25 protein-coding genes, 2 tRNA genes and 1 other RNA gene are annotated in these 24,271 nt (G+C 53.9%); 11 read left to right on the forward strand and 17 right to left on the reverse strand.

Features of this window, described 5'->3' with window-relative positions; genetic code table 11:
• Window positions 1–2 precede the first annotated feature (2 nt).
• The 3 genes from ACOTX4_RS11115 to mdoG form a co-directional block, all read right to left on the reverse strand.
• Window positions 3–230 (reverse strand): YceK/YidQ family lipoprotein, encoded by a 228-nt coding sequence (locus ACOTX4_RS11115; RefSeq protein WP_032658011.1) that lies wholly within the window; start codon window positions 228–230, stop codon window positions 3–5.
• A gap of 84 nt (window positions 231–314) precedes the next feature.
• Window positions 315–2,843 carry a glucans biosynthesis glucosyltransferase MdoH gene (gene mdoH / locus ACOTX4_RS11120; protein WP_032658009.1) on the reverse strand — a complete coding sequence of 843 codons (2,529 nt, stop codon included), beginning with the start codon at window positions 2,841–2,843 and terminating at the stop codon, window positions 315–317.
• The gene (gene mdoG, locus ACOTX4_RS11125; RefSeq protein ID WP_032608994.1) at window positions 2,836–4,389 is read right to left on the reverse strand and encodes a glucans biosynthesis protein MdoG; all 1,554 of its coding nucleotides are present in this window, start codon (window positions 4,387–4,389) and stop codon (window positions 2,836–2,838) included. The genes mdoH and mdoG overlap by 8 nt, the downstream gene beginning before the upstream one ends.
• A 255-nt stretch (window positions 4,390–4,644) precedes the next feature.
• On the opposite strand from mdoG, the gene mdoC reads away from it, so the two are divergent.
• On the forward strand, window positions 4,645–5,784 hold the full coding sequence (mdoC, locus tag ACOTX4_RS11130) for a glucans biosynthesis protein MdoC (protein ID WP_017384749.1): 1,140 nt from the start codon (window positions 4,645–4,647) through the stop codon (window positions 5,782–5,784).
• 41 nt (window positions 5,785–5,825) lie between these two features.
• Here mdoC and ymdB read toward each other — a convergent pair whose 3' ends face one another.
• The 5 genes from ymdB to csgB all read right to left on the reverse strand — a co-directional run bounded on the left by ymdB (window position 5,826) and on the right by csgB (window position 8,256).
• Window positions 5,826–6,362, reverse strand: coding sequence for an O-acetyl-ADP-ribose deacetylase (gene ymdB, locus ACOTX4_RS11135; protein ID WP_022650775.1), 537 nt, complete (start codon window positions 6,360–6,362; stop codon window positions 5,826–5,828).
• A gap of 80 nt (window positions 6,363–6,442) precedes the next feature.
• Window positions 6,443–6,763 carry a type 1 fimbrial protein gene (locus tag ACOTX4_RS11140; protein WP_045330536.1) on the reverse strand — a complete coding sequence of 107 codons (321 nt, stop codon included), beginning with the start codon at window positions 6,761–6,763 and terminating at the stop codon, window positions 6,443–6,445.
• A gap of 153 nt (window positions 6,764–6,916) precedes the next feature.
• Window positions 6,917–7,249: a curli assembly chaperone CsgC gene (csgC, locus tag ACOTX4_RS11145; protein WP_045330535.1), complete on the reverse strand. Its 333-nt coding sequence runs from the start codon at window positions 7,247–7,249 to the stop codon at window positions 6,917–6,919.
• Window positions 7,250–7,305: 56 nt separating this feature from the next.
• Window positions 7,306–7,761, reverse strand: coding sequence for a curli major subunit CsgA (csgA, locus tag ACOTX4_RS11150; RefSeq protein WP_003858043.1), 456 nt, complete (start codon window positions 7,759–7,761; stop codon window positions 7,306–7,308).
• A 39-nt stretch (window positions 7,762–7,800) separates the two neighbouring features.
• The gene (gene csgB / locus ACOTX4_RS11155) at window positions 7,801–8,256 is read right to left on the reverse strand and encodes a curli minor subunit CsgB (RefSeq protein ID WP_003858046.1); all 456 of its coding nucleotides are present in this window, start codon (window positions 8,254–8,256) and stop codon (window positions 7,801–7,803) included.
• A gap of 743 nt (window positions 8,257–8,999) precedes the next feature.
• Between csgB and csgD the strand changes: the two genes are divergently transcribed.
• Genes csgD through csgG form a run of 4 tightly spaced genes read left to right on the forward strand, consistent with a single transcriptional unit; the run spans window position 9,000 to window position 11,347 of the window.
• Window positions 9,000–9,650 (forward strand): biofilm master transcriptional regulator CsgD, encoded by a 651-nt coding sequence (csgD, locus tag ACOTX4_RS11160; RefSeq protein WP_003858049.1) that lies wholly within the window; start codon window positions 9,000–9,002, stop codon window positions 9,648–9,650.
• Between the two features lie 4 nt (window positions 9,651–9,654).
• Window positions 9,655–10,044, forward strand: a complete 390-nt coding sequence (csgE, locus tag ACOTX4_RS11165) for a curli production assembly/transport protein CsgE (protein ID WP_003858052.1) — start codon at window positions 9,655–9,657, stop codon at window positions 10,042–10,044.
• Between the two features lie 26 nt (window positions 10,045–10,070).
• The gene (gene csgF, locus ACOTX4_RS11170) at window positions 10,071–10,487 is read left to right on the forward strand and encodes a curli production assembly/transport protein CsgF (protein WP_003858054.1); all 417 of its coding nucleotides are present in this window, start codon (window positions 10,071–10,073) and stop codon (window positions 10,485–10,487) included.
• Between the two features lie 26 nt (window positions 10,488–10,513).
• Window positions 10,514–11,347: a curli production assembly/transport protein CsgG gene (csgG, locus tag ACOTX4_RS11175; protein WP_003858055.1), complete on the forward strand. Its 834-nt coding sequence runs from the start codon at window positions 10,514–10,516 to the stop codon at window positions 11,345–11,347.
• Window positions 11,348–11,390: 43 nt separating this feature from the next.
• Here csgG and ACOTX4_RS11180 read toward each other — a convergent pair whose 3' ends face one another.
• From ACOTX4_RS11180 to ghrA, 4 genes are all read right to left on the reverse strand, one after another.
• Window positions 11,391–11,873 (reverse strand): DUF1097 domain-containing protein, encoded by a 483-nt coding sequence (locus tag ACOTX4_RS11180; RefSeq protein ID WP_057979956.1) that lies wholly within the window; start codon window positions 11,871–11,873, stop codon window positions 11,391–11,393.
• Window positions 11,874–11,969: 96 nt separating this feature from the next.
• A complete protein-coding gene (locus tag ACOTX4_RS11185) occupies window positions 11,970–12,524 on the reverse strand; it encodes a TorD/DmsD family molecular chaperone (protein ID WP_003858059.1) in 555 nt (184 codons plus the stop codon).
• A gap of 19 nt (window positions 12,525–12,543) precedes the next feature.
• Window positions 12,544–13,281, reverse strand: a complete 738-nt coding sequence (locus tag ACOTX4_RS11190; protein WP_003858061.1) for a phosphatase — start codon at window positions 13,279–13,281, stop codon at window positions 12,544–12,546.
• A gap of 84 nt (window positions 13,282–13,365) precedes the next feature.
• The gene (gene ghrA, locus ACOTX4_RS11195; RefSeq protein WP_045330534.1) at window positions 13,366–14,304 is read right to left on the reverse strand and encodes a glyoxylate/hydroxypyruvate reductase GhrA; all 939 of its coding nucleotides are present in this window, start codon (window positions 14,302–14,304) and stop codon (window positions 13,366–13,368) included.
• Window positions 14,305–14,533: 229 nt separating this feature from the next.
• On the opposite strand from ghrA, the gene ACOTX4_RS11200 reads away from it, so the two are divergent.
• Window positions 14,534–14,621, forward strand: a tRNA-Ser gene (locus tag ACOTX4_RS11200).
• Window positions 14,622–14,663: 42 nt separating this feature from the next.
• Window positions 14,664–14,801: non-coding RNA, RtT sRNA (locus tag ACOTX4_RS11205), on the forward strand.
• 131 nt (window positions 14,802–14,932) lie between these two features.
• Here the strand turns inward: ACOTX4_RS11205 and ACOTX4_RS11210 are convergent.
• Window positions 14,933–15,838 carry a LysR family transcriptional regulator gene (locus ACOTX4_RS11210; RefSeq protein ID WP_421635376.1) on the reverse strand — a complete coding sequence of 302 codons (906 nt, stop codon included), beginning with the start codon at window positions 15,836–15,838 and terminating at the stop codon, window positions 14,933–14,935.
• Between the two features lie 109 nt (window positions 15,839–15,947).
• Here ACOTX4_RS11210 and ACOTX4_RS11215 point away from each other — a divergent pair, with 109 nt between their 5' ends.
• The 3 genes from ACOTX4_RS11215 (at window position 15,948) to ACOTX4_RS11225 (ending at window position 17,730) form a co-directional block, all read left to right on the forward strand.
• Window positions 15,948–16,808: a pirin family protein gene (locus tag ACOTX4_RS11215; protein WP_045330533.1), complete on the forward strand. Its 861-nt coding sequence runs from the start codon at window positions 15,948–15,950 to the stop codon at window positions 16,806–16,808.
• A gap of 19 nt (window positions 16,809–16,827) precedes the next feature.
• The gene (locus tag ACOTX4_RS11220; protein ID WP_003858068.1) at window positions 16,828–17,505 is read left to right on the forward strand and encodes an isochorismatase family protein; all 678 of its coding nucleotides are present in this window, start codon (window positions 16,828–16,830) and stop codon (window positions 17,503–17,505) included.
• 137 nt (window positions 17,506–17,642) lie between these two features.
• Window positions 17,643–17,730 (forward strand) — tRNA-Ser (locus ACOTX4_RS11225).
• A gap of 475 nt (window positions 17,731–18,205) precedes the next feature.
• On the opposite strand, the gene phoH is transcribed toward ACOTX4_RS11225, so the two are convergent.
• The 4 genes from phoH to efeU form a co-directional block, all read right to left on the reverse strand.
• Window positions 18,206–18,994, reverse strand: coding sequence for a phosphate starvation-inducible protein PhoH (phoH, locus tag ACOTX4_RS11230; RefSeq protein ID WP_003858070.1), 789 nt, complete (start codon window positions 18,992–18,994; stop codon window positions 18,206–18,208).
• A 500-nt stretch (window positions 18,995–19,494) separates the two neighbouring features.
• Complete coding sequence (gene efeB / locus ACOTX4_RS11235; RefSeq protein WP_045331431.1) at window positions 19,495–20,778, reverse strand: iron uptake transporter deferrochelatase/peroxidase subunit; 1,284 nt, start codon at window positions 20,776–20,778, stop codon at window positions 19,495–19,497.
• Between the two features lie 3 nt (window positions 20,779–20,781).
• The gene (gene efeO, locus ACOTX4_RS11240; RefSeq protein WP_032608984.1) at window positions 20,782–21,909 is read right to left on the reverse strand and encodes an iron uptake system protein EfeO; all 1,128 of its coding nucleotides are present in this window, start codon (window positions 21,907–21,909) and stop codon (window positions 20,782–20,784) included.
• 40 nt (window positions 21,910–21,949) lie between these two features.
• Window positions 21,950–22,783, reverse strand: coding sequence for an iron uptake transporter permease EfeU (efeU, locus tag ACOTX4_RS11245; RefSeq protein ID WP_003858080.1), 834 nt, complete (start codon window positions 22,781–22,783; stop codon window positions 21,950–21,952).
• A gap of 251 nt (window positions 22,784–23,034) precedes the next feature.
• Here efeU and ACOTX4_RS11250 point away from each other — a divergent pair, with 251 nt between their 5' ends.
• Window positions 23,035–24,219, forward strand: coding sequence for a NupC/NupG family nucleoside CNT transporter (locus ACOTX4_RS11250; protein ID WP_023315790.1), 1,185 nt, complete (start codon window positions 23,035–23,037; stop codon window positions 24,217–24,219).
• The last annotated feature ends 52 nt before the right edge of the window (window positions 24,220–24,271 follow it).

Here is a 24,271-nt window from a genome sequence, read left to right on the forward strand (position 1 = left end):
CGTTACTCGTAAGGGCCGTGGCTGGCATCGATGGGCAGCAGTAGCGTGTCGAAAATCAGCGAAAACGGCAGATCGATCACGGTGAGATAGCGCCATGCGGAATCGCGAACGTCCCACTGTACGCCGGGGTAGTATTGATTCCCGTGGCCCTGCCCGGGGATGGTGCGGCTGATAATGCTGCCGCAGCCGCTGAGCAGGCATGCCATCATGACGACAATGATTACTTTCATGTCTGACCTCTAAAAAAATACCGGCGATTAAGCCGGTATTTCATTTGGCGGGTGGCGCTTCGCTTACCCGCCCTACTTAACAACTTACTTCGCCTTCAGTGCCTGCGGATTCAGCTTAACGTCCTTATAGTAGTTCACCCACGAAGAGTATCTCTCCGGCGCGGACCACACGCGGTAGTGAAGCCGTGCCATCGTCACCGGATCGCTCAACAGCACCAGACGACGGTCGCGGTTAAGCTTTTCTGGCGTCTCGTTCAGCGCCTGCTCAACGTGGCGATCGCGGGCGATCTCCAGCACCTGGCTGGCGCGGTGACGCGCCGTCGCCATCGCGGTTGCCAGCGCGTTGAATGACGGGTTAAACACGGCGTGCATAAAGCCATCATCCAGCGTGCGTTTGCGGTTCTGCTCCAGATAGGTATCGGTATCCACCAGCACCTGCGGCGGAGAATACTCTTCCGGGATCAGGAACAGCTTCCAGCGTTTGGTACGCAGGCCAACCGTGGAACGGCTGGAGATCACCGACACAAACGGCGACAGGATCAGCGAGAAGACGATTGGCGCCAGCCAGAACAGGAAACGCAGATCCAGCCAGGCCATACCAACGGCCCACACCAGGCCCAGCAGCAGCTGAGAGCCGTGGCGCATAAAGGCCTCACTCCACGGCGTAGAGTCATCGTCACGCTGCGGTGAATTCCACACCACTTCCCATCCCAGGAACGCGCTCACCACAAACACCGTATGGAACAGCATACGCACCGGCGCCAGCAGGACCGAGAACAGCACTTCCAGCAGCAGTGAAAGGGTCACGCGGCAGAAACCACCGTACTCCTTCGAACCTTTGCACCAGATCAGAATGATACTGAGCAGCTTAGGCAGGAACAGCAGCACCATGGTCGACGCGAACAGCGCAATCGCCAGCTCCGGACGCCACTGCGGCCACACCGGGAACAGCTGGCGCGGTTGCAGGAAGTATTGCGGCTCCGTCAGAGCATGCACAACCTGCAACGCGGTCGAGAGTGCCAGGAACATAAACCACAGCGGCGCAGACAGATAGGACATAACGCCCGTCAGGAACACCGCACGGTGAACAGGGTGCATCCCTTTCACCAGGAACAGGCGGAAGTTCATCAGGTTACCGTGACACCAGCGGCGGTCGCGTTTGAGCTCATCCAGCAGGTTCGGCGGCAGCTCTTCATACGAGCCAGGCAGATCGTAGGCAATCCAGACGCCCCACCCTGCACGACGCATCAGAGCAGCTTCCACAAAGTCATGCGACAGAATGGACCCGGCAAACGACCCTTCACCCGGCAGCGGCGCCAGGGCACAGTGCTCGATGAATGGCTTCACGCGGATAATGGCGTTGTGGCCCCAGTAGTGAGATTCACCCAGCTGCCAGAAGTGCAGACCGGCAGTAAACAGCGGCCCGTAGACGCGGGTCGCAAACTGCTGGCAGCGCGCATACAGCGTGTCCATACCTGACGCTTTTGGCGAGGACTGAATAATACCCGCGTTCGGGTTGGCTTCCATCAGACGGACCAGCCCGCTCAGGCAGTCGCCGCTCATCACGGAGTCCGCATCCAGAACCACCATGTAGCTGTACTGGTTACCCCAGCGACGACAGAAGTCATCAATGTTCCCGCTCTTACGCTTAACACGACGACGACGACGGCGGTAGAAGATCTGCCCTTCCCCCTGCACCTCGGCAATCAGCTCCATCCAGGCTTTTTGCTCTGCCACGCAAATATCCGGGTTGTAGCTGTCGCTCAGGATATAGACGTCGAAATGCGCCGCGTTACCGGTCGCCTTCACGGACTCCCAGGTGGCACGCAGCCCGGCGAATACGCGGTCAACGTCTTCGTTACAGATAGGCATGATCAGCGCGGTACGGTGCTCAGGATTGAGGGGTTCATCCCCGACCGTCGACGCGGAAATGCTGTATTTGTCACGCCCCATCAGCAGTTGCAGGAAGCCCATCAGCGCCGTCCAGAACCCGGCGGAGACCCAACAGAACAGCACAGCGAACAGCAGAAGAATGCCGCTCTGTAAAATATACGGCAGCAGCTGCATGAAGGAGACCCAGATATCCTGGCCAATCATGTCAGCAGGGTTAATCAACGCCCAGCCCTGGTACGGCAGAATGGTTTTCATGTACCAGGTGGCGACAACCGTCTGCGCCAGCGTCAGCAGCAGCAGAATGTAACGACGAATCGTTCCTACGGTACGCCATTTCTGCTCGGAGGCCTGCTGTTCTTTGGTCAGACGTGACAGATAGCGCGGTGTCACGTCACGCCCACGCAGACGATCCCAGAAGCGGCCCACCGGGTTGGTGCGCCACGGATCGGGGAACATGGAGGAACGCGTGGCCTTCGGCATCGCCTGTAGCTGGTCACGCCCTTCGTCATCCTTGATTAACTGCCCTTCTGCCAGCGAGTCCGGCCATGCCTGCTCCAGACGTGCCTTCACTGACCCCAGCGGCGTATCATCATCACGGGAAAAATGACGATGTTCACCATCCAGCGCGGTGTGAACCGCGCGGATGTCGCTCGCAGGGAGCGCCGCTTTTTCAATGTCCGTCAGCGGCATGGCATCAATATATTCAGATGTATTATTCATTGGCAGGTAGCTGATAGCTCCAGGTTTCACTCAGCGGCTTATCGTTACTGACCAGCGCGGCGCGCATTTCAGTGGTCTGTTTCGGATCCTTCACCTTCACGCGCAGGGTCAAACGCCACCCTTTGGTGACCGGGTTGTACCGCACGGCGTTTTCAACGATTTCACCGTTATCGCCAATGCTGGCCTGTGCCGTCACGGCAGTATCCGGCGCCAGTTTTTTCATATCCTGCCCGGCGAAGTCCACGATAAATGCCAGCGTGCCATCCGGCTGACGAATCAGGTTGGACTGCTTCACATCACCCGTTGAACGACGCGTCTGCATCACATACGCATTATCCGGTGCGTGCAGCTTGTCTTCGTCACGGCTGAAGGTAATCGCATACTTGAAGTTCATCTCTTTACCGGCTTCAGGCAGCTGATCCGGTGTCCAGTACGCCACGATGTTATCGTTGGTTTCATCGTTGGTTGGAATTTCAACCAGCTCAACCTTACCTTTACCCCAGTCGCCTTTCGGCGTAACCCAGGCGCTTGGGCGCAGATCGTAGCGGTCATCCAGATCTTCAAAGCGGGAGAACTGACGGCCACGTTGCAGCAGACCAAAGCCCTGCGGGTTTTCCATCGCAAAGCTGCTGACCGCGAGGTGTTTCGGGTTGTTCAGCGGACGCCAGATCCACTCGCCGTTACCGGCATGGATGGAGAGGCCATTGGAATCATGCAGTTCAGGACGGAAATTGGTCGCCGGAGATGGCTGGTTCGGCCCAAACAGGAACATACTGGTCAGCGGTGCGACGCCCAGTTTGCCCACTTTATCGCGCAGGTAAACTTTAGACTGCACGTCAACCACCGTGTCACGCCCTGGCATGATCACGAAGCGATAAGCGCCGGTCGCACGAGGGGAGTCCAGCAGCGCATAAATTGTCAGACGTTTGTCGGTTGGTTTTGGACGTTCGATCCAGAACTCGCGAAAACGTGGAAATTCTTCACCTGATGGCAGCGCGGTATCAATTGCCAGACCGCGCGCAGAAAGCCCGTACACCTGCCCCGCGCCAATCACACGGAAGTAGCTGGCGCCAAGCATGCTGACGATTTCATCGTTTTTATCTTTGCTGTTAATCGGATAAAGCACCTTGAAGCCTGCGAAGCCGAGGTCTTTCACCGTGTCTTTATCGTGTTGCACATCGCCAAAATTGAAGTAATCCGGGCTGTACTTGATTTTGCGTACCGCGGTCGCCGTCACTTCATTGATGGCAACTGGCGTGTCGAAGTACATACCCTGGTGGTAAAATTCAAGCTTGAACGGGGTTTTAATATTGTTCCAGTACGCTTTATCGTGATTGAACTGGATCTGCTGATAGTCCGCGTATTTCATGTCGCGGAAAACGGAGGGCAGGTTACTTTTTGGCGCTTCGTAGCTCTTGCCCGCCATCGATTTTGCCTGTTTTGCGACATCATCGATGTTAAAGGCCAGTGCAGATGAGGTATACAGTGACAACAGCACTGCTACACCCAACCAACGCATTTTCATCATTTGTGGTTTATGTTTCATAATAAGTAAGCACTTCCCCCTTTGTGTGCTTATATCGATCCGATCCATTTTAATGGAAACTCAGGCAATCCGACAACATTATCACTGCTTTGTTCAGCTCGCTGGCTCATGGATTAAGCAAATGAAAGAACCCGCTTTTCACTTTGCGTGCTTATCCTGGAGACAGGGTGTCGGTCTTGGTGTAGGGTTGGCTCCGAATGTAACCATTATGAGCCTTAGGGATAAGGCGAAAAGTCTGAGAATGCGCAAAGTTATATGAGCACAACCCCTGTACAACGTGAATATTTCCTCGACTCGATCCGCGCATGGCTCATGCTATTGGGGATCCCTTTTCATATTTCACTGATCTATTCCAGCCACACCTGGCACGTGAACAGCCAGATGCCCTCCTGGTGGCTGACGCTGTTTAATGATTTTATCCATGCCTTCCGCATGCAGGTGTTTTTTGTTATTTCCGGTTATTTCTCTTACATGCTCTTCTTGCGCTATCCCCTCAAGCGATGGTGGAAAGTGCGCGTGGAGCGCGTGGGCATACCGATGTTGACGGCCATTCCGCTGCTGACGCTGCCGCAGTTCATCATGTTGCAGCATGTTAAAGGCAAGGCGGAAAACTGGCCGAATCTCTCCTTCTATGAGAAATACAACACCCTGGTCTGGGAGCTTATTTCCCACCTCTGGTTCCTGCTGGTACTGGTGGTGCTAACCACGGTGAGTTTGCTGATCTTCAGCCAGCTGCGTCAGCGCGCGAGCACCGCATCCTCGACCTTCTTCGCCAACATCACCCTGGGCAAGCTGTCGCTGCTGTTTCTTGCGCTGGGGGTCGCGTATGCCGCCGTCAGGCGTACCCTGCTCATTGTCTACCCTCCCATTCTGAGCGATGGGCTGTTTAATTTCGTGGTGATGCAGACCCTGTTCTACATTCCCTTCTTCCTGATTGGGGCGCTGGCATTTATTCATCCCCGGCTTAAAGCGCTGTTTACCACCCCCTCCCCCTGGTGTGCGGTGGGTGCTGCGCTGGCCTTTGCCGCCTATCTTCTCAATCAGCGCTATGGCAGCGGGGACGCGTGGATGTATGAGACAGAGAGCGTGATAACGATGCTGATGGGCCTGTGGATGGTGAACGTGGTGTTCGCCCTTGGCCATCGTCTGCTGAATTTTAAATCCAGTCGCGTCACCTATTTCGTTAATGCTTCGCTGTTTATCTACCTGGTTCACCATCCGCTGACGCTGTTTTTCGGGGCGTACATTACGCCGCATATCGCCTCGAATGCGCTGGGCTTCTTCACCGGCCTGGTCTTTGTGGTTGGCATTGCGATCGTGTTGTATGAAATCCACCTGCGGATCCCGCTTTTGCGTTTCCTGTTCTCAGGCAAACCTCAGGTTAAAGCGGGATAACAAAACGGCGCCTCCAGGGCGCCGTTTTTGCACTTCAGACATCAAAATGCCTGGCTGCGCGCGGTCAAAATCCGCTGATACAGGTCGGCGGTGTGCTCATCGAAACAGACAAAAATGACTTTTTCCGGCATGGGTTTGAGGGAAAGGTAGTGATAAACGGTATTCACGGCGATCGTAGCTGCTGCTTCCTTTGGATAACCGAACACCCCGGTGCTAATGGCGGGGAACGCCATGGTCTTATACCCGTTATCCGCCGCAAGCCGCAGGCAGTTACGATACGCCTGCTCCAGAATCTCAGCCTCATGGCGGTCGCCACCGTGCCAGACGGGTCCAACGGTATGGATCACCGCTTTGGCCGGGAGATCGCCCGCAAGCGTAATTACAGCATGCCCCGGCGGGCACTCTCCCTGCTGCTGACGCACGGTTTTGCATGCTTCAAGGAGCTGAGGGCCTGCGGCCCGGTGAATGGCACCGTCCACCCCGCCACCCCCCATCAGGGAGGAATTGGCTGCGTTGACGATCACGTCAACGTGCACCGTCGTGATATCGCCATGAATAACGTCGATTTGCGGTCTCATAAACACCCTCTGCAACCCGCCTTTTTCATCAGTGTATCGCAGAGGGAGGAGGAGAAAAACTGCCGCGAAAAAAACGTCGGTTAGCGGTAATCCACCTGAACGACCGCAAGCGTTTTCTGTTCATTCAGGTATTTCATGCTGACAGCGGCCAGAGCTGAATGAGGATGATGGCCCCGGAGCGCCTCGTCATAACTGATGGTATGCGTTTTCATACGGTTATTTTCCGGACAGGAGATCGCAAACTGCTGTTGCCGGGGCGTGACTTCGCACGGGTCAGCGACCACCGCGCCACGAAAATGAATCACCCCACCATTTTCTATAGTTGCTGAATAAGCCGGAGAAAAAAAAGAGGACAGGATCAGTCCCAGACCAGAAATAATACACGCTGCGGATTTGAACATTATTTGTACTCCTCAATGAAATTCGTCCTTGAGGGGTAAAAACGCTCCGTTATGACGTATCAATTTAAGCAACCCGATGACTGGGTTCTTGATATCAGCATAGCTTACCTGTGCAGCGCCGCCACTTTATTAAATCATTGATTTCATGAATTATTAAAGCGTACTTACCGGTGCGTTCCACTGCTGTGATAAATGAAGCGATTTTCCATCGGAAACGGTGACGATTATTTTTACCGCATCCCCTGAGCGAATATTTAAACTGATTCGCGTTAAATCAATCGGCTGATTAGCGGGTATAAAAAGAGTATTTTTCTGCCGCGATGTACTTTGTCCCCCCTGCCCCTGTCGGACAGATAACACCTCAACCTGACATTCGCAGGCGTCTGCCAGCGTGACCTGAGGAATAATGGTTGTCATATTTGCCTGCTGTGAGGTGCTGAACGTTATCTGGCTGACAAGCGCGGCAAGGAGAATGAAGGTGCTCATGAGATCCTCCCGAAAAAAAACAGGGCGCATGCCCTGTTTTTTGGTACAGAAATGAATCAGTACTGGTGTGCGGTCGCGTTGTTGCCAAAGCCAACCTGGTGCACAGTCACCGTTGAGCCGGACGCTGTCTGGTCTACCGCCGCGCCGTTGCCGCCGCCGAACTGTTTCACGTTGATAACAGAGTCTTTGCTATTCCATTGGTCGATGGTGGCGCTGTTACCAAAGCCTTTTTGCAGCAGATCGATAGAACTGTCATCAGAGCCCTGGCCAACATCTGCGCCGTTACCACCACCATGCTGGGTAATGGTCAATTCAGAATCTCGCGCGTCCGTCTGCAAAGCAAGCGCGGAGTTACCGCCGCCGTACTGGTAAATGCTCAGGGTTGAGTCAGGGCCGTTATTGCCGCCACCCCAGCCACCACCGTGGCCGCCGCCAAATTGTGGTACCGCACCTGCGAAAGCACTGCCAGAAACTACGATTGCTGCAATAACTGCCACTTTGAAAAGTTTCATGGTAAACCCCCATCGGATTGATTAAGGCGTCACACATCGCTAACGTTGAATAACGCGAATAGCCATTTGCGACTGTCTCTGTACTACAACTGCTGTTTTCTGCGTACCATACTGCGTTATATTCGCCCTGTTACCCGAGCCTTTCTGGATAATCATGGCGGTGTTGCCAAAAGCGCCCTGCTTAATACTCGCATCGTTGCCGTTGCCGGTCTGATCGATATAAGCAAGGTTATACGTCCCTGACTGATCAACATTCGCGCGGTTATTCCCGCCCTCCTGAGAAATAACGGACAGCAATTTAGAACCGTCCTGGCGTACATCAGAATTATTTCCTGAACCCTGTTGACCAATAATGGCTGCCTGATTGTATGAAGCTTTACTTAATTCATTTATCGCAAAATTATATTCAGAACTGGCTAAATCTGAATCACCTGCGATTACAAACCCAGGCGCACCCAGTAATGTAAACATCATAAACAACGTTTTGTTTTTCATGCTGTCACCCTGGACCTGGCTATAAAAAAGTATCTCTTGCTCCGTTAACGCGATTCGTTTTGTTAACGCCGCGTTACGGAAAAGAGTATGTCTGCCGAAACATGTTTAATATCTCACCCGTGCGCCTTATTTTTATATTCTCCTTCACCTCAAAGTCGTAAATCTCGCCTGAAACGACGGGATACACGCCTAAAGCAGAAACCAAAAATGTCTTCCTGCGCTTGTACAACAGCGAGACAGACTGTCCAACCTGCACCGGCTTCTTCAGACAAAAAAGACAATGCCCTTTGCCACGCGAATGACACGAAGCAAGTTTTCTTAAGAAAAAATTCTGGCTTAGGGAAGTCTTATGTTTTTAGCAGAGTTCATACTTTTTACCGGCTGGCTTAGAATAATACAAAGCCAAATAATTCAACCCATTATAATATACTTTATGGTTTTTAAAATCTGTGCACGTTTATACACATGTACAACTTTCCCCTTATCTTAAAATCTATTAGCCCTGCAATATACACAAATTAATATCGAATTTTACATTCTGTTACACGATTAACACTTGCTTTAAAGTTTGCAATAGCTAGATTGAAAACAGCAGTACGTTATTTGTTTTTAATTTTACCGCCTCCTTTGGAGGAAGGTTTTTTAACTACACACAGCAGTGCCACACCTGTCAGTACCTCTGGTGCCCTTTTCAATAATACGAGGGCAACTGCCGGGTGTCATAAATAACGTGGGGTTTCATCATGTTTAATGAAGTCCATAGCTTACCCGGTCATACATTATTGTTGATCACAAAACCTTCCTTACAAGCGACAGCGTTATTGCAGCATTTAAAGCAATGCCTGTCTCTTAACGGGAAACTGCATAATATTCAACGTTCTTTTGATGATATCGCTTCTGGCAGCATCATTCTTCTCGATATGATGGAAGCGGATAAAAAACTCATTCATTACTGGCAAGATAATTTAAGCAGGAAAAACAATAATATCCGCGTATTGTTATTAAATACGCCTGATGAGTATCCTTTCCGCGAAATTGAGAGCTGGCCGCATATTAACGGCGTGTTTTACGTCACTGAAGAAGAAAACCGTGTCGTGGAGGGTTTGCAGGGCATATTGCGGGGGGAATGTTATTTCTCGCAGAAACTGGCCAGCTACCTCATTACCCACTCCGGAAATTATCGCTATAACAGTTCGGAATCGGCCCTTCTGACGCACCGTGAGAAAGAGATCCTGAACAAACTGCGTATTGGTGCTTCAAATATTGAAATCGCCCGTTCGTTATTTATCAGCGAAAATACGGTTAAGACGCATCTTTATAATCTTTTCAAAAAGATAGCTGTTAAAAATCGCACGCAGGCGGTGTCGTGGGCAAACGATAACCTCAGGCGTTAATAGCATGAAACGCACCTTAAGTTGGATTGCCGCCGCAGGCATTATGCTTGCTGCCGGAAACCTTCAGGCTGTTGAGGTAGAAGTTCCCGGACTGTTAACCGACCACACCGTCACCTCTGTCGGACACGATTTTTATCGTGCCTTCAGCGATAAGTGGGAAAGCGATTATCCGGGTAACTTAACCATCAACGAACGGCCCAGTGCGCGGTGGGGAAGCTGGATCACAATAACCGCTAATCAGGACGTTATTTACCAGACTTTTTTATTCCCAACGAAAAGAGACTTCGATCAGAACGTCGCTTTCGCGCTGGCACAAACAGAAGAAGCTATTAACCGCCTACAGTTAGACAAAGCCCTTTTGAGCACAGGCGATTTAGCAAAAGATGAGTTCTAACAACGATACCTATTTCGGAGGCTGTAATGCGTCTCGCACACACAGTGATTTCGTTAATGCTCATTGCGCCGTTGAGCTGGGCCGGAAATATGACATTCCAGTTCCGCAACCCTAATTTTGGCGGCAACCCGAATAACGGAGCCTTTATGCTTAACCAGGCTCAGGCTCAAAACTCCTATAAAGACCCCAGCTATGACGATGATTTCGGTATCGAGACCCCGTCAGCCCTGGATAATTTTACTCAGGCCATCCAGTCGCAAATATTAGGTGGCTTATTAACTAACATTAATACCGGAAAACCCGGCCGGATGGTCACTAACGACTTTATCGTCGATATTGCCAATAAAGACGGGCAGCTTCAGTTAAATGTGACAGACCGAAAAACCGGTAAAACGTCGACAATCCAGGTTTCCGGTTTGCAGACCAGTTCAACTGATTTCTAAACAACCCCGAAATAAGGACAATTATTATGCAGCGCTTTTTTATTTTAGTTGCAGTGTGCTTATTAAGCGGTTGTTTAACTGCCCCGCCAAAAGAAGCCGCTAAACCCACCCTGATGCCTCGTGCCCAGAGCTATCGGGATCTGACGCATCTGCCGGTCCCAACCGGAAAGATATTCGTCTCGGTGTATAACATTCAGGATGAGACGGGTCAGTTCAAACCGTATCCGGCCAGTAACTTCTCGACAGCCGTACCGCAGAGCGCCACCGCGATGCTGGTTACCGCCCTGAAAGATTCTCGCTGGTTTATCCCGCTGGAACGTCAGGGGCTGCAAAACCTGCTTAACGAACGAAAAATCATTCGTGCCGCGCAGGAGAATGGTACCGTTGGCGTCAATAACCGCATGCCGCTACAGTCTCTCACCGCAGCCAATATCATGGTGGAAGGCTCGATTATCGGCTACGAAAGTAACGTGAAATCGGGTGGCGCGGGTGCGCGTTACTTTGGCATCGGGGCCGACACGCAGTATCAGCTGGACCAGATTGCCGTCAACCTGCGCGTGGTTAACGTGAGCACGGGTGAGATATTATCCTCGGTGACCACCAGCAAAACGATTCTCTCTTATGAAGTGCAGGCCGGGGTATTCCGCTTTATCGATTACCAGCGTCTGCTGGAGGGTGAAATTGGCTATACCTCTAACGAGCCGGTCATGCTGTGTCTGATGTCGGCCATCGAAACCGGCGTGATTTTCCTGATTAATGACGGTATCGATCGCGGCTTGTGGGATCTTCAGAATAAAAGTGACGTGAGTAATGCGGTGCTGGTGAAATATCGTGAGATGTCGGTGCCGCCAGAGTCATAATCAGCGGCGCAAAAAAAAGGCGAGAATTCCGTCTCGCCTTTTTTTATTTACTTACCGCAGGAACGCTCTGGCTCTTCTCGCGTCGGGCCGCAAGCCAAAGGCCGCTGTTCTTCATGGCGTAGCCAAACAGTAACCCCAGCATGAGCGAAGGGACCACCAGCTTCCAGTCCCCCTGCCCTGCAAAGGTCGCGCAGGCACCCATGAATGTGCCGGGCACAAAGGACAACAGCAGATGTTTTGCCTGAACGCACATCAGGAAGGCCACAATGCCGGTCATGGCGTACCCCAGGATTTCAAGATGCGGCGCCAGCGCGCTGCCTTTCATAATGACCAGCGCCCAGACCACGCCACTCAGTAACGTGCAGCCTGAAATAAAGAGCCCCTTGAGACCACCCTGCGGGCAGGCGAAATAGGCCGTGCAGCCAAGAAAACCAGCCCAGCTCAACAAGCCGAGAGAAACAGCCACCCAACTCCAGAGGCCGGAGAGGATGCCAGTCGTGATTGCAATACAAAGTAATATGTTCATGGTGCGCATCTTAGCAGATGCGCACCATAGAAATGAGATCAGAAGCACATTACGTGCAAGTTGAAATGTATCGTTGCAGGATTTTTGTGATTCAAGTCACTCTTCGTTCTCTTCTTCCAGCTCGTCCCACATAGCAGCGATAGCGTCACGCGTCAGCGGAGCCAGCGTTCTCCAGAATGGCGAAGTGGCGTGGGCTTCCACTTTACCCAGGAAGGTGCCAACCCACGGCAGCAGATACGTTTCGAACAGGGTCTCAATCGCCTCGTTCTCATCATCACCTGCATTATCTTCAATCCAGGAGGCCGCCAGCAGCAGGGTACCGATATGATCGGCAGGCATATCCGTCAGCGGCATGCCGCGTTCTGAAAGAAACGCCCGAACTTCCGCTTCGGTCGCACCTTCCTGCCAGGCAGAACGATACGGCGACACGCGACACTCTTCCCCCACAAACAGCGCGTTGTAATCCGTTGAAATCTGCTGCATATCGCAGCTTTTTTGCAAGCGTTCCAGCAATTCATCCTGTTCCAGCGGCCAGCTCTGCGCCAGTTTACCTTCACGAATCAGGGTAAACAGCGGAACCAGCAGCGGATCCTGCGGCTGGCGGTAATATAAGGTGCCCAGCACGCGGCAAAGGATGGAAAACTCATTCATGTTTTTATTCCGTTATTAATTAAAGATCGGCAAATTCATCAATCGGCGCCATGCCGCGCGACTCAAGGAAGTCGAGCATACGACGCGGCGTGACGTTCAGGATCTGTTCTTCCGGGAAATTCACGTCCCGCAATATTTTCAGGCACTCGCTGAAATCCCCCAGCGTGAAGGCCGTGTGTGAATCAGAGCCCAGCGCCACCATGCCGCCCGCGTCACGCACGGCCGCCGCCACTTCGCGGCAGTTGGCTTCACTGCCCTTACGCGAGTGAACAAAGGAGGAGTTGTTAATCTCCAGCGCCACGCGGTGCTTCGCTGCCGCCTGCGCCACGGCCTGAATATCAATCGGGTATTTCGGATTTCCCGGGTGGCTGATAATGTGCACGTTGCCGCTGGCAATAGTGGCAATCATCGCTGCGGTGTTGGTCTCTTTATCCTGGGGCGCAAAGACCGGCTCATGGAAGCCAGCGAGGATCAGATCTAAAGAGGTCAGCATCGGGCCGGTGCAGTCAATTTCACCGTCGGTATTTTTGATGTTCGCTTCGATGCCGCGCAGTATCCCAATACCGTCCACCAGGCGTGGCCAGATACGCATATTCACAAAATGCCAGTAGTGCGGCGCATCCGCCATATCCGGACCGTGATCGGTTATCGCAAACAGTTTGATGCCTTTCAGCTTCGCCTGAGCGATATAATCATGGAGGTTACTGTAAGCGTGGGTACTGGCGACGGTGTGCATATGCAGGTCAACGGGATACATCTTTCTCTCCTCTGCGGTTTTTCCAAAGGATAGCAGTTATCAGCGGCGAATATTAGCAAAAACCCGGCGAACGCCGGGTTTCTCTCAGTAGCCTCGCTGTCTGTCGACCTGTCCGGACACCGCGTTGCCCTTCTCTATTTCGCTGATGGTATGCGAGATGTACGCCACGGCCTCCGCCGGTCGCGTCACGGCCGCAATATGGGGCGTCATCGCCACGCGCGGATGTGCCCAGAGCGGGCTGTCTTTTGGCAGCGGTTCGCGGCTATACACATCCAGCATTGCGCCTTTCAGTTTACCGCTATCCAGCGCTTTCAGCAGATCGTCTTCCACAACGTGTACCCCGCGCGCCAGGTTCATTAAGTAGCTGTCTTCTGCCAACTGGTTGAGGAGCGTGCCATTGATAATGCCGACCGTTTCCGCCGTATTCGGCAGCAGGTTAATGAGGACGCGAGTCCCTTTCAGGAACGCCGGGAGTTCGTCCGTTCCGGCAAAGCTCTCGACGCCCGGATACTCCTTACGGCTCCGGCTCCAGCAGCGCAGTGGGAAGCCCCACGGTGCGAGCGCTTCGGCGACTTTCGAACCCAGTACACCCGCGCCGAGGATGCCGATGGTGAAATCTTCACGCTGATAATCCGGAAGCGGTTCCCAGTGGGATTGCTGTTTAAACGCCTGATAATCGTCGAAACGGCGGAACCAGTGCAGCACCTGGCTCACGGCATATTCCTGCATCTGCTGCCCCATACCGGTATCTTCCAGACGAAACAGGGGAATATCTTCCGGCAGCATTTCAGGGTGTGCCTTCAGCTTACTGAGAATGGAATCCACCCCCGCACCAAGAGCAAATACCGCCTTCAAACGGCGTCCCTGAAGCATTTCGACCGGGGGATGCCAGACCAGCGCGTAGTCGGCATGTTCATTATCGCCCTGTTTCCATTCGCGAACGCGTGCGCCAGGCAGTGCCGCCGTAAGCGCGTTAATCCAGTAAGCCGTATCAAAAGTGGGGTGAAAGAAGATAATATCCATAGTCATTGCCTTTTATTGCACTGTTTTATTTTCATTTTCAACTGGCTTGCCAGCATAACAAATTTATCGCTAAACCGCGTTGCTGATAAAAGAGGCGCATTTCGCACATTTCGGAATCAGGTTGCCTGAAGTTTGTCTAAACACGCTAAATTACTGAAAAAGTGGGTTGACGGCAGTACGGCTTTTCCTTACATTAGCGCCCGTCCCGACAACAACGGGATGACAATATGGTGAGGTGTCCGAGTGGCTGAAGGAGCACGCCTGGAAAGTGTGTATACGGCAACGTATCGGGGGTTCGAATCCCCCCCTCACCGCCATATTCATGATGAGAGCTCGTACGAAAGTACGGGCTTTTTTCTTTTATATTCTCGTAAGGGGGGATGAGAACCCCCGACCGGGGTTCGGCAACTGGCGACAGCCAGTTGGACAGACTGAGAGCGTAGCGAACAGGCTGCCCGAAGGGCGAGCGAAGCGAGTCAATCCCCCCCTCACCGCCATCTTTGAAAAAGAGCTCGCATGAAAATGCGGGCTTTTTTTTCACATGTTGCACGCCTGTGGGGGATTCGAACTTTGCAGCCCCTGCGGTAATTGTGTCGGGTGGCGCTACGCTTACCCGACCTACAAAAAGCTAGTCTTCAACCATCTTTGCATACTCTTCGGTGAGAAAATCCACCAGCGTCCTGACCGATGGCAGCAGGCCGCGCCGGGAAGGATACACCGCATGGATCACTTCCCGTCTGGGTTCCCCGGCATTCAGCACCCGAACAAGTTCACCTGAAGCCAGCTGATCCTTCACCATCAAAATGGGCAGCTGTACCACGCCCACGCCCGCCATCGCCGCCTCCCGCAGCGCCAACATGTCGGTAGTCACCAGGCGCGGCGTGAAGTGAATTTCTGCCTTTGCGCCCTCCGGCCCGTTCAATTCCCACTTATGCAGGTGCTTGCCCGCCCCCATACTTAACCCCGGCCACTCGCTGAGTTCAGAGGGCATCGCCGGGTTGCCCATCCGTTCAATCAGTGCCGGCCCGGCAACCAGACAGTGTCCCCTGTCCGCCAGCACCCTTAATACCAGATCGCTGTCATCAAACGGGCGCGGACGAACGCGGATCGCCACATCCACCCCCTCCGCCACCAGATCGACCCGGCGGTTGGTGGCTTCGAGCTGAAGGTTGATCCCCGGATAGCGCGCCATAAACCGCGCCAGCATGGGCCCCACGTGAACGTGCAGCAAGGTGACAGGACAGGTGATCCGGACCATACCACGCGGCTCAGCCTGTAAAGCAGCCACCGCCTCCTCCGCAGCTTCAGCCTCCACCAGCATAGCTTTACAGTGCTGATAGAATGTCTGCCCCACCTCCGTCACCGCAAACTGCCGCGTGGTACGTTGTATCAACCGAACACCCAGGCGTTCCTCCAGCTGCGCAATCCGACGGCTCAGTTTCGACTTAGGCTGATCGAGCGCCCGACCCGCCGCTGCAAAGCCGCCATGCTCCACCACCTTCACAAACCATACGAAATCATTGAGGTCCTGCATACGCCTCCATTGTTCCATTTAAGGAACAGTGAATGTCATTTTTGCTATCTACCGGGATATTAACCCTGAATATAAGCTAATTCCATCAACAGGACATCAGGAGTTAATCATGAAAAACGTAACAGGCGTGTATACCGCACCTCGTCCGCACTGGGTCGGTGACGGTTTTCCGGTTCGTTCGATGTTTTCTTACCAGACGCATGGCGAGCCCCTGAGCCCGTTCCTGCTGCTGGACTACGCCGGACCGCATACCTTCCCGGCGGATGGCGCGAAACGCGGCGTGGGCGAGCATCCTCATCGCGGTTTTGAAACGGTGACCATCGTCTACTCAGGCGAAGTGGAGCACCGTGATTCAACCGGCAGAGGCGGCGTTATTGGTCCAGGTGACGTGCAGTGGATGACGGCGGGCGCAGGCATTTTGCACGAGGAGTTCCACTCCAGCGCGTTTTCGCAGAAAGGCGGTGAACTGAAAATGATGCAGCTGTGGGTCAACCTGCCCGCCAGGGACAAAATGGCGACGCCTGGCTACCAGAGCATCACTCAGTCGGATATCCCGGTGGTCACCCTGCCGGATAACAGCGGAACATTGCGCGTGATTGCTGGCCGTTTTGGAGAGGTAACCGGCCCGGCGCATACCTTCTCACCGCTGAACGTGTGGGATCTCGCGCTGCATCAGGGTAGCCATCTGACGCTTAATCAGCCCGAAGGCTGGAGCACGGCGCTGGTTGTCGTTGAAGGCAGCGTGACGATGAACGGCACCACGCCTGCCGGTGAGGCGCAACTGGTCGTGCTGAGCCAGAGCGGTGACAAACTGCATCTCGAAGCCAGCAGCGATGCCAAAGTGCTGCTGATGGCCGGGGAGCCGCTGAATGAACCCATCGTGGGCTATGGCCCGTTTGTGATGAACAGTAAAACCGAAATTGCCGAGGCTATTCGCGATTTCAACTCCGGCCGCTTTGGCCAAATCTAAACGTAATAAGGAGCGCATTATGTCTACCCCTGCAAACTTCAACGGTGCACGTCCCGTTATTGACGTAAACGATGCCGTTATGCTGCTTATCGATCACCAGAGCGGGCTGTTCCAGACCGTAGGAGACATGCCAATGCCTGAGCTGCGCGCCCGTGCAGCAGCGCTGGCAAAAATCGCCTCGCTGGCGAAGATCCCGGTGATCACCACGGCGTCGGTTCCACAGGGACCAAACGGCCCGCTTATCCCGGAGATCCACGCCAACGCGCCGCACGCACAATATGTCGCACGCAAGGGTGAGATCAACGCCTGGGATAACCCGGAGTTCGTGGCGGCGGTGAAAGCCACCGGGCGCAAAACGCTGATTATCGCGGGGACGATCACAAGCGTCTGCATGGCCTTCCCGTCCATCAGTGCGGTGGCGGACGGATATAAAGTATTTGCGGTGATTGATGCCTCTGGCACCTACAGCAAAATGGCGCAGGAGATCACCCTGGCGCGCGTGGTGCAGGCAGGCGTGGTGCCGATGGACACGGCAGCCGTTGCTTCCGAAATTCAGCGCACGTGGAACCGTGAAGATGCGGGTGAATGGGCTGAGGTGTACACACACATCTTCCCGGCCTACCAGCTGCTGATCGAAAGCTACAGCAAAGCGCAGGACGTGGTGAAAAATAGCGAAGTGCTCGATTCGCAGCGTTAACCCTGCGCGCTGCGACATAAGCTGATTAAGGCTTAACCGAACAAGCACGAATGCTGAAAATCTGCTTGACCGTTTTAGCGCAACTCCCTATAGTAGCGCCCCGTTGCCCCCCAAGCGGTCAGGCAGCAAAACAATATGGTGAGGTGTCCGAGTGGCTGAAGGAGCACGCCTGGAAAGTGTGTATACGGCAACGTATCGGGGGTTCGAATCCCCCCCTCACCGCCATATTTGAAGAAGAGCTCGCATGAAAATGCGGGCTTTTTTTTTGCATGTTGTACGCCTTTGTGGGGAATGAGAACCCCCGACCGGGGTTCGACAACTGGCACAGCCAGTTGGACAGACTGAGAGCGTAGCGAACAGGCTGCCCGCAGGGCGAGCGCAGCGAGTCAATCCCCCCCTCACCGCCATATTTGAAGAAGAGCTCGCATGAAAATACGGGCTTTTTTTTCGCATGTTGTACGCCTTTGGGGGGAATGAGAGCCCCCGACCGGGGTTCGACAACTGGCGCAGCCAGTTGGACAGACTGAGAGCGTAGCGAACAGGCTGCCCGCAGGGCGAGCGCAGCGAGTCAATCCCCCCGGTGCTATATGCAGTTCGGTGCGGCCTGAGCCCCTCACCCTAACCCTCTCCCCAGGGAAGAGGGGATAAAATGCACAAAAAACAAAGCCCGGTTTCCCGGGCCTTGAACACAACAGCATATTCAATAATACGCTTGTAGCGTGCGCTGGCAGAGCGCCGAGCGGACGCAGTCCTCTTTTGTGAAGCGGACCACCCCTATCATCTCATCTTCCTCAAAACGTGACATGGCATCGCTCAGGCCGGACTTCACGCCCGACGGCAGGTCACACTGGGTAATATCGCCGTTGACGATCACCGTCACGTTCTCCCCGAGGCGCGTTAAAAACATCTTCATTTGCGCAGCGGTCACGTTCTGAGCCTCGTCAAGAATAACGACCGCATTTTCAAATGTACGTCCGCGCATATAGGCGAACGGCGCGATTTCCACCTTGCCAATCTCTGGTCGCAGGCAGTACTGCATAAAGGAAGCGCCCAACCGCTTCACCAGCACGTCATAGACGGGCCTGAAGTACGGGGCAAACTTCTCGGAAATATCGCCGGGCAGGAAGCCCAGATCTTCATCCGCTTGCAGTACCGGACGGGTAACGATGATCCTTTCCACGTCCTTATGAATCAGCGCCTCCGCCGCTTTGGCGGCGCTGATCCAGGTTTTCCCGCATCCGGCTTCCCCGGTTGCAAAGATGAGCTGTTTACTCTCGATAGCATTCAGGTAGTGCGCCTGAGCTTCATTTCGCGCCACAATTGGCGATGCATCGCGGCTGTCCCGCGCCATGCCAATCGATTCTACGCCGCTCATCTGCACAAGCGAGGTGACCGATTCTTCTTCACGCTGTTTATGACTACGTGAATCCCGTCTCAGCACACGTTTTGCTTCGCGACGAGCTTTGATCACTGCTTTCTGTCTTCCCATGGATAGCACCTTGAGTTGTTGGTATTCATCACACGCGCCAGCATCGGCACGATTATGCGCACGAACATCAGAGGGTTGGCTTCCTTGTAAGCCATTGCTTGCATTACCGGATGACGATATACAACGGCTACGCGCACCGTTATGCACGTCGGTAGAAAAAGGTTGTTGAGGTGAAGGAGAGAATTTGGTGGTGAAGAAATCGCTGCCGGAGTCTGAGCCTCCGCGCCGGGTACTGCGGTTGATATGTTTACCTTGTCCAGTACAGGACGCAACCATTCGCGATCTCCATAGTGAGTTAACATCACTGCCGGGAACTACCGCTGTCTTCTCTTAAGTACATCAGGAATTATCATAAATGCAACATTTATTTTACCTGAATGCAACTTTTCGGACTGCCCCTACATGGAAAATCAGTCTTATATAGAAATATTACAGAAATATAACAATAAGATAGTCTGGGAAAAAAATAATGTCCCCGCGAACTGTCGCAGGGACGATTATCAGGCTTCTATGAGACCCTGAGCGAGCCAGGCGTTCGCGTCACGCGTGCCGGGCAGGGCAAAGAAATAGCCGCCGCCGATGGGCTTAATGTACTCTTCCAGCGCTTCGCCGTTGAGCCGCTTCTGCACGGTTAGGAATCCCTTCTCCAGATCGTGCTGATAGCAGACAAACAGCAGTCCCATATCAAGCTGCCCGGAGTTGGTCACCCCCAGCGAGTAGCTGTAACCCCTGCGCATCATCAGGCTGGATTGCGTCTCTTTGGTGCGAGGATTGGCGAGGCGAATATGGCTGTCCAGCGCGATGACATCCCCGTTCGGATCGCGGGCGTAGTCGGGTTCATCGTGCTCGAGCTTCATGCCGAGCGGTGCGCCGGTTTGCTTATCGCGGCCGAAGATAGTCTGCTGCTCTTTCAGCGGCGTGCGGTCCCAGAACTCCACGTGAAACTGAATGATACGCACCGCCTGATAGCTGCCGCCCACCGCCCAGGCCGGTTCGCCCTGATCCGCCGTAACCCAGACCACCTTGTTCATCAACGCGGTATTGCTGCTGTCCGGGTTGGCGGTACCGTCTTTGAAGCCCAGCAGGTTGACCGGCGTCTCTTTCCCTTTACTGCGCGCGGCGTGGTCAGAGATAAAACCTTCCCGCTTCCAGCGCACGCTCAGCAGATCCGGGGTGTGCTTGATAATATCGCGCAGGGCGTGGATCACCGTATCCTGGGTATTAGCGCAGATCTGCAACAGCAGATCGCCGTGGCACAGCGCCGCGTCGAGAGAATCATTCGGGAATCGCGTCATTTTTTGCAGCGCTTTCGGCTTCTGCTTCGCCAGACCGTAGCGATCATCAAATAGTGATTCCCCCACCGACACGGTGATGGTCAGATTATCGGGAGCGATAAACGCCCCGAGGATCCCGGAATCCATCGGCGGCAGGCGCGGATTCGGTGTTTCCGGTGCCGGACCGCCGGCGGTGAGGAAAGCAATGCGCGTGGTTAATAGCCTGAACAGACGCTCAAGGTCGGCCTTATCACTCGCCAACGAATCGAAAGCCACCAGCATCATCGAGGCCTGCTGCGGCGTCAGGATCCCCGCCTGGTGCTCACCATAAAACGGCTGCGTTTCCATACGCGCGTCCGGGGAGAGCGTGCCGGGGGCGCTTTGCGGTATTGCCGCATGCGCCACCGGACAGCCGCCCGCCAGGGCAAACGCGCCGCCCAGCGCCCCTATCCCTTTTAACAACCGACGTCGGGAAGGTTCCGCCACGTCGTACTCGTCATGCTCGTTCATCGCTTAATCCAGACCCAGTACGCCACGCAGCAGGGAGAGATCTTCCGCCAGCGTCGTAATCGGGCCTTTCAGCGCGTTACGGTCAGCATCGGTCAGCTTGTCGTAGGTTTCGAACCCGTCTTTGGTGCGGTATTTCGCCAGGATAGCGTCAACTTTCTTAAAATTGGCATCGACTTTCGCCAGCAGCTCGCCGTTCTCTTTTTGCAGCTGTGGCCGCAGCAGATCGACAATTTTCTGTGCGCCGTCAACGTTTGCCTGGAAGTCCCACAGGTCGGTGTGGCTGTAACGATCTTCTTCACCGCTGATTTTGCTGGCGGCTACTTCTTCAATCAGACCCGCTGCGCCACCCACCACTTTCGACGGTGGGAATGCCAGCTCGCTGATGCGTTTTTGCAGCTCCAGCACGTCGCTGTTGAGCTGCTCGGCGTATTTCTCCATCCCCCTGGTGGAGTTATCGCCAAACAGGGCTTTTTCCAGACGGTGGAAGCCGGTGAATTTCGGATCGGCGGCCTTCTGCTCGTAGTCGTCTTCACGGGCGTCAATGCTACCATCGAGGTCAGAGAACAGCTCGGCAATCGGCTCGATGCGCTCGTAGTGCTGACGTGTAGGCGCATACAGGGATTTCGCTTTTTCGATATCGCCCGCTTTCACCGCGTCGGTAAAGGCTTTGGTGCCTGCCACCAGGTCCGCCGTCTCTTTGGTGACGTAGGCTTTATAGGCGGTAATAGCGTCGCCGAGACTCAGCAGCGCCGTGCCTTTGGCCGCGTCCGCCGTCGCTGCGCCTTTGACGATCAGCTTACCTTTCGGGTTAGTCAGCAGGCCGCAGGTCATGTCATATTCCCCGGGCTGAAGATTTGCGGTCATCTTCTGGCTGAAGCCCGGCGCGATATTCTCGCGCTCTTCCACCACCATCACGCCTTTCAGGATTTCCCACTCCAGCGCCTTCTGGCTGTGGTTCTGAATAATAAACTGGGTTTTACCGCTGTTAACCGTGATGGTCATCGGCTCACACTGTTTATCGTTGACGGTGACTTTGACCTGCGGAATATCTGCTGCCTGAGCGGCGAAGGCAGACACGAACAGCGCGGCGATGCCTGCGCATAACGCACTACGACGGAACTGAATGGCCATGACTCTTCCCTTTAAAAGTATGTTGTAACTAAAACAGCACTTACGGCGCAACGCGCGACGTCTGCGAGCCGGTACGTGGCGGCATAGCGAACAGGATCAGCGCCGGAACCAGATAGATAAAGTACATCGCCACTTCGCTGACGCTCGGCGTTTCCTGGTAGCCGAAGATCCCTTCGAGCAGGGTACCGGTCAGTGAATGGGTCGACAGGACGTTGCTGAGATCGAACGCCACGTCCTGGAAGTGGTTCCACAGGCCCGCTTCGTGGAAGGCGCGGATCGCCCCTGCCGCCAGTCCCGCGGCCACCAGCAGAATAAACAGGCTGGTCCACTTGAAGAACGCGCCCAGGTTAAGACGAATGCCGCCCCAGTAGAGCAGGAAGCCAAGCACAACCGCCGTGGCCAGCCCGAGCATCGCGCCCAGCGGCGGCCAGATGCCCACGTCCTGCTGAAAAGCCGCGAGCAGGAAGAACACGGACTCCAGGCCTTCACGCGCCACGGCGAAAAAGACCATCATGATCAGCGCCCAGCCGTGGTGGTTGCCTTTTTGCAGAGCGTTATCCACCGCCTGCTCAAGCTGTACCTTCACGTTACGGGAAACTTTGCGCATCCAGAACACCATCCAGGTGAGGATCACCACCGCTATTACGGCAACAATGCCTTCAAACAGCTCCTGCTCTTTCTGCGGAAATTCACCGGTGGTTTCGTTGATAAGAATACCCAGCCCCAGGCAGAGCGCCGCGGCAAGGAAAACGCCAACCCACATCACGCCAATCCAGCGTCCGCGCTGGGTACGCTTCAGATAACTGGCGATAAGGCTAACAATCAGGGCCGCTTCAAGGCCTTCACGTAACATAATGAGAAAAGGAACAAACATGCCGACACCTTAAATGTTTATCGCGGTCAACTGATGCAAAGAAAGGTAAATTCTTGTGATAGTGATTATCATTACGGCAACAAGAAAAACAAGCGAAATGTGTTGCGTTTTGATGACCAGATGTAAACGCATTGCGGAGTAATAATTGCCTGAGTAACCGTTGCGTTTATAAGGTATAACGAAAATGCCCATTTACGGTTAACCGGGGCTGTGGCTAAATGTCCACCTCGAAAACCAACTGAAAATAAACCATGTTTAAAATTGTCCATTTCCTGCTGGCGCTGGTGATTATTCTTGCGCTTGCCTGGCTGGTGAGTTTCGACCGCCGAAAAGTTCGTATTCGTTTCGTTTTACAGCTGATCGTGATTGAAATTGCGCTGGCGTTCTTTTTCCTGCATGCAGAAAGCGGTCTGTTTATTATTAAATACGTCTCCGGTTTCTTTGAGTCGCTGCTTAAATTCGCTGCCGAAGGGACGAATTTTGTCTTTGGCGGGATGGGTGAAAAAGGGCTGGCGTTTATTTTCCTTGGCGTGCTCTGCCCCATTATTTTTATCTCAGCGTTGATCGGTATTCTTCAGCACTGGCGCATTCTACCGATCTTTATTCGGGTGATCGGGACGCTGCTGTCAAAACTGAACGGCATGGGCAAGCTGGAATCCTTCAACGCGGTGAGCTCGCTGATCCTCGGTCAGTCGGAAAACTTTATTGCCTACAAGGGCGTACTCGGGGATCTCTCCTCACGTCGTCTGTTTACGATGGCTGCCACGGCTATGTCGACGGTGTCGCTGTCGATTGTCGGGGCCTATATGACCATGCTCGACGCCAAATTTGTCGTCGCGGCGCTGATCCTGAACATGTTCAGCACCTTTATTATTCTTTCGGTCATTAACCCGACCCGCCCGGAAGCGGAGCCGGATATCAAGCTGGAAAAACTGCACGAATCCCAGAGCTTCTTTGAAATGCTGGGCGAGTATATTCTGGCCGGTTTTAAGGTGGCAATGATTATTCTGGCGATGCTGATTGGTTTTATCGCCCTTATTAGCGCCGTTAACGCCCTCTTCTCCAGCATATTTGGCATGAGCTTCCAGCAGATTCTGGGTTATGTGTTTTATCCGCTGGCGTGGCTTATTGGTATTCCGTTGAGCGATGCCTTAAACGCGGGGAGCATTATGGCAACTAAACTGGTGGCGAATGAATTTGTGGCGATGATCGAGCTGCAAAAAATTGCCCATCAAATGTCACCTCGCGGGCTGGGTATTTTGTCCGTGTTCCTGGTGTCGTTCGCTAACTTTGCTTCCATTGGCATTGTGGCGGGGGCAATAAAAGGTCTGAACGAGCAGCAGGGCAACGTGGTGTCGCGGTTTGGTTTGCGTCTGGTGTACGGCGCGACGCTGGTGAGCCTGCTTTCGGCGAGCTTTGCGGGGTTGGTGTTGTAAGTTTTGTGCGGTTAATGCCCGGCGGCGCTTCGCTTGCACGGGCCTACGATAC

This window comes from Enterobacter cloacae complex sp. IR5459, assembly GCF_049238005.1.
Classification (GTDB): Bacteria; Pseudomonadota; Gammaproteobacteria; order Enterobacterales; family Enterobacteriaceae; genus Enterobacter; species Enterobacter hormaechei_C.